Origin of the sequence: Terrisporobacter sp. (assembly GCF_017888745.1) — a bacterium.
GTDB lineage: Bacteria > Bacillota > Clostridia > Peptostreptococcales > Peptostreptococcaceae > Terrisporobacter.
The window spans coordinates 1-5,796 of sequence record NZ_JAGHFM010000338.1; the positions used below are offsets into that span (position 1 = coordinate 1).

Sequence of the window (5,796 nt, forward strand, 5' to 3'; positions counted from 1 at the left end):
CTCCAACTCAAGGACATATTCCATCAGGTGTACCTTATTTAGGATTTGCTAGAGAAGATATAATTAATGGAAAAGTTAGAAATGCAATGATAGTTGGTAAAGGTAGTCTATTCCTTGGAAGAATGACAAATCTATTCGATGGTATATCTTTTGTCATAGAAGAAAACCAATCTAAAAAATTCCAAGGTTTAGAAGAAGAGGAAGAATCAGTTGATGTTAAAATACCTAAGATAGCAATAACTACTATAGGAAGTGAACATGGAGAACAAAATGTAATAGAAGGAGCTTTAAAAGCTACTAAATCAAATATATCAGTTACAACTATAGGTAGTGAAAGTGCTGAAGGATTAAAACATATTAAGACTAATTGTGAAAAAGAAGCTCATGAATTAATGGAAGGGCTTTTAGAAAGTAAAAAAGTAGATGGTGCAGTAACTATGCATTATCCATTCCCTATAGGAGTATCAACTGTTGGTAGAGTGGTAACTCCTAGCAAAGGAAAAGAAATGTTTATAGCCACTACAACAGGAACTTCTTCAGCTGATAGAGTTGAAGGGATGGTTAAAAATGCTATCTATGGAATAATAACTGCAAAAGCTTGTGGCATTAAAAATCCAACTGTAGGTATAGCTAATGTAGATGGTGCAAGACAAGTAGAAATAGCACTTAAGAGTTTAAAAGAAAATGGTTATGATATAAATTTTGCAAACTCTGATAGGGCAGATGGTGGGGTTGTTATGAGAGGAAATGATTTAATGACTGCATCTGCTGATGTAATGGTAACGGATTCGTTAACAGGTAATCTTCTGATAAAAATGTTCTCTGCATATCATTCAGGTGGAAAATATGAATCAGTTGGTTATGGTTATGGTCCGGGAATTGGAAAAGATTTCGATAAACTAATTATGATTATATCAAGAGCGTCAGGTGCGCCAGTTATAGAAGGTGCAATAAAATTTGCTGCTGAATTGGTTAATAATAATATCCATGATATATCTAGAGAAGAGTTTACGAAAGTTGAAAAAGCTGGATTTAAGGGAGTCTTACAAGGATTAAAAAAATCTAAAGTAGAATTAACTAATACAGCTGGAGAAAAGATTGAAGCTCCTGAAAAAGAAGTTGTAACAGAACAAATATCTGGAATAGATGTAATGGATTTGGAAGATGCAGTTGAAGTTTTATGGAAAAATAATATCTATGCAGAAAGTGGAATGGGTTGTACTGGACCAATAGTATTAGTTAGTCCGGCAAACCTAGAAAAATCTAAATTATTGTTAGTAGAAGCTAAGTTTATAAGTGAATAAATAGTCAATTAAAGGGAAGAAAATTTTTATTTTCTTCCCTTTTTTTATTGTAAGGATATTATAATACTTAAAAATATGTGTAAAACTTGTGTATCAAAGTGATATCAATATATTCAAAAAAGTAAAAAGTGACAAAAGGATCTTAAATGCAATGTGAGAATTGAGTTAGTGTTATAATATGATAAAGGTCGCAATTGTTATATAATGCGTAGTAAGAATAATTCTGACAATATATATGTAAATGGGAATTTGAGGCGAATTTAATGAAAGATTATTATGAATCACAATTAATACATTATAAATTAAAAGTTTGGTAGGGATTTAGATGAAATTAATCCCATATATTACTGTGCTTAGTGGAACAATACTATTTATATGTTCAGTTATCTTTGATTTTATGGGTATAATTGGATGTTTATCAACATTATAAGTAGTGATTTTAATTATTGTTGGTGTGTTAACAAAACATTACGAGAATTTTTATTAATCTATTTATAAATTTTTTTAATTACTAGTAACTGAATTATTTTATAATCCAGTATGAGCCATGGGGGTGCAATTCATGACAGTTTATGTTAAAAATTTGCTATTAATTATTGCAATACTTAGTTAGATGTTGTTGTAATGGTAAAAAATGTAATATTCTGATATGATATATTTAATTGAAAATAATGAAGAAAAACAGTAAATAAAAAATTAGGGAAGAAAAAGTGAGGGAAAAACAAAAAATGACGAAAAAAGTAATAGCAATTATGACTACATTACTAATGTTTACATTAGTTGGATGTAATAAAACAAGTGATAATAATTTAAAAGAACAAATTAAAAATAAGTACATGTATTTTAATTTTGAAAACAAAAGTTGGATGAATAGCAAATATGACTACAAAGTAAGTGAAACATATATAGCTCGCTTTACAGAGGAAGATGTAGCTCTATATTCAATAAGAGAAAACGTTCAGGAAAGTATGAGTTTTAAAGGATCTGAATTAGATGAAAATGGTAATGGAATTACTTATAATTTTGTATCACATCCTGATAATAAGTACAAAATACATGTTTATTTAGATGAGGAAAATAATAATAAATTAAAAGTGAAATTATATGATCCACAAGGTAATGTGGACACAGTTAATGGTGATTTAATGACTAAAGAAGAATGTGAAAATAAAATTAAGAATACAATAAACGAAATAGAACTTAAAAACATGATTGAAATTGGTTTTGGAAAAGAAGCTAATCTAGATTTAGATAAAATAAAATCAGATATAGATAAAGCTAGAGACACTATTTATGAGGAAACTAAAGAAAATAGAGATGATATTTATTATCTTTATTCACCAGTTGATAATTATAGTGAATTAAACAATGATAAGAAAACACAGTATGTTGGATTTGTAGGAATAGATTTAGATGAATATGGAGAAATGCGTACAATGAGTGATTTTCTTTACTTAGTAGACATGGATGATTTTACTTTATATACATATGCACCAGGAGAAAATGGTAGCTACGTACTAGAGAAATATGAAGGTAGTTCATTACAAGTATCAGATAGTAATGATAATAATACAGAAACTGTAGATAGTAACACAGAAACTATAGATAATAATACTGAGGTAAGTAATGATAAAATGCCTACTATGGCAGAGCAAGAAGATGCAATAGCCAAAATTATGGCGGAATATGGACCATCAACTGAAGAGCATCAAGTAGCTGTTTTAAAAGATCCTATATTTTATAATGGAGAATGGTGCTATATGGTAGCTACACAATTTGAGACTCCAACTGGTATTACTAAATCAAATCAATTTTATGTAGGAAGTAAAACATTAGAGAATTATGGATCTATATATTAGAAATTGTATTAAGATAAAATAACAAGGTGAAAATATAGCATAACTAAAAAGGAGGAAACAGTGAATAATATGGTTACACTCTTTCTCCCTTTTAATATTAGTTTGTTTAATATATATATCTTAATTATCAATAAAGCAAGTATTCTAAGGCATTATAATTATTAAAACTAAATGAAGTAAATACAAGATATAACATTTTAAATTTATTCATATCAATTTTAATATAAGGAGAATACTCATTAATTACATGATGATACTTAGTAAAAGAAAGAACACTAAACCAATATATCATCTAATGAATAGAAACTGAATTATTTTATGATCCAGTATGAGCCATAGGGGTGAAGTTCTTGACAGTTTATGTTAAGAACTTTCTATTTTAATAAATAATATAATTCATGTAATTTATGTAATAAACAATCGTTATATAATATGAAATACATATGTCATAATATGTATTCATAGAATTGAGATGAGCAGATAATGAAAAGTTTTTTATTTTGAGGAATACTATCTTTCTTAAGAATAGTATTTTTTGCATTTTGTTTTTCTTATGCAATAATAAATCCCAAAATTTATATTTATATATTGTAAAAGTATTTACAAACAAAGAAGATGGAGTAATAAAATTTACTAACTATTTTGTTATTTTTAAATAATTTATTATAATATATCTATTACAAGATTGTCCTATGTGGGAAATATTGACTAAATGGTAAGATAAATATAAGTAATAAATTTAACAACAGGAGGAAAGTTATGCCACAAATAAAAGTAAGAGGAATAAATGAAAACGACATCTGTAAGATAAGTGAAAAGATGATTGATGAATTAGTAGAAGCTGTAAAATGCCCAAGAGATTATTTTGAAATAGAATGTATAAAGTCTGTTGCTATAAGAAATGGTAAGATAGCGGATGTATATCCATTTGTAGAAGTAGCTTGGTTTGATAGAGGTCAAGAGGTTCAAGATACAGTAGCTAAAATAATCACTAACAATATAAGAGAAAATCTAAATATAGAAAGTATGGATTTAGCCTTTACAGTTTTTGAAAAAGAAAAGTATTATGAAAATGGAGAACATTTTTAATATATAAAGAATTAAAGGGATAGGAGCATATACTCCTATTTTTTTATTGTAAGGATATTATATTGTTTTTAAAGTTATTTAAACACTTACAACTAGGAGCTATCAATATATATGTGAAAATATGAAAATTTAAATTTTTAGTAAGAGGATTATCTAACTCTTAGATAATCTGCATTAATAGTCAAATTGATAAATGAATTTGACTATTTTAAAATAGATAAATATACATATGACCAAACGTTTTTTAGAGGAAAATAATTGTAACTATTAATACATTTGAATATTTAGTATAATATAAAAGTCATTTTTAATGGGAGGTCTATTATGGGAAAGTATTTAAGAAGAACAAAAGTTTTAATAATAGTGTTATTAATAATTTTAAGTGGATTTCCTAAATACACTTATGCTCAAGAAGATAGTAAAGTTTTATTTATTACTAGTTATAGTTCCTATATTACAAATTTTGATAATCTTATTACGGGGATAAAAGAAGGTTTGGGTGAGGATACAAGTTTACATATAAAGTACTTGGATTATAATTCAACAGAAAATATAAATAATAAAAATAACTATTATAAAAATATAAAATCAATGGTAGAGAATGAAAACTACGATGCAATAATTGTGGGTGATTATTATATATTAGAGTTTGTATTAAATTATAGAAATAATATTTTTAATTCAATACCAATTGTATTTTTTGGAACATCAAGTGAAGATGTAATTAATCAAGCTATGAAATATGAAAATATTACAGGGATAAAAAGAGAGGAATCGATTGATTCAACTATAGATTTAATATTAGATTTTCATCCTAATGTAAAGAATATAGTTTTAATAAATAATTACGATAAAACTGAAGAAATTGAAGAATTTAAAAATAAAATAATTCCTAAATATAAGAATATTTCATTTAAAACTATTTTTACAAGTAAAATTACAGAAGATGAATTAGAAAATAAATTAAGTAATTTAGATGATAATTATGCCATAATAACTATGTATGCCAATGATTTTAAGAATAATCAATGGATTAGCAATAAAAATGTAAATAACTTAATAACTAATGCGGCAGGAAATATACCTTTGTATAGCTTAGTAGAAGGTGGAATAGGCTATGGTAGTATTGGAGGAAAAATAATAAGTCTTTATAATCAAGGTAAAAAGGCAGGTCGATTGGCTCAAAAAATAATAGATGGCCAAGAATTAAAATCATTATATTTATTGGATGATAGTGTGAATCAATATACTTTTGATTTTAATGTCATGCGTAAATATGGCATAAAGCTAAGTGATTTACCAGAAGGATCACAGGTTATAAACTCTCCTAAGGAATTTATAATAGAGTATAAAAATTTCTTTATATTTTTTATATTATTTGTTATCTTATTAATGCTAACAATAATTATTTTAATAGTACATATTAATTATAAGCGAAAACATGAAGAGACATTAAATAAAGCTGTAAATAATATAGAATCACTGAATAAATTAAAAAATCATTTTATCATAAATATGAGCCACGAATTAAAAACACCCATAAC

General features: G+C 26.1%; 4 protein-coding genes. All 4 read left to right on the plus strand.

The genetic code is table 11. The features are described from left to right. Window positions 1–1,304 (plus strand): glycine/sarcosine/betaine reductase complex component C subunit alpha (gene grdD / locus J7G74_RS15090; protein WP_297136848.1); only part of this gene is annotated, 1,304 nt, incomplete at its 5' end. 710 nt (window positions 1,305–2,014) lie between these two features. After that, window positions 2,015–3,163 carry a hypothetical protein gene (locus J7G74_RS15095; RefSeq protein WP_297136850.1) on the plus strand — a complete coding sequence of 383 codons (1,149 nt, stop codon included), beginning with the start codon at window positions 2,015–2,017 and terminating at the stop codon, window positions 3,161–3,163. A gap of 759 nt (window positions 3,164–3,922) precedes the next feature. After that, entirely contained in the window at window positions 3,923–4,252 is a 330-nt protein-coding gene (locus tag J7G74_RS15100) for a DUF1904 domain-containing protein (RefSeq protein WP_039681307.1), read from the plus strand. Between the two features lie 324 nt (window positions 4,253–4,576). Continuing rightward, the coding region (locus tag J7G74_RS15105) for an ABC transporter substrate-binding protein (RefSeq protein WP_297136852.1) at window positions 4,577–5,796 on the plus strand (1,220 nt) is incomplete at its 3' end.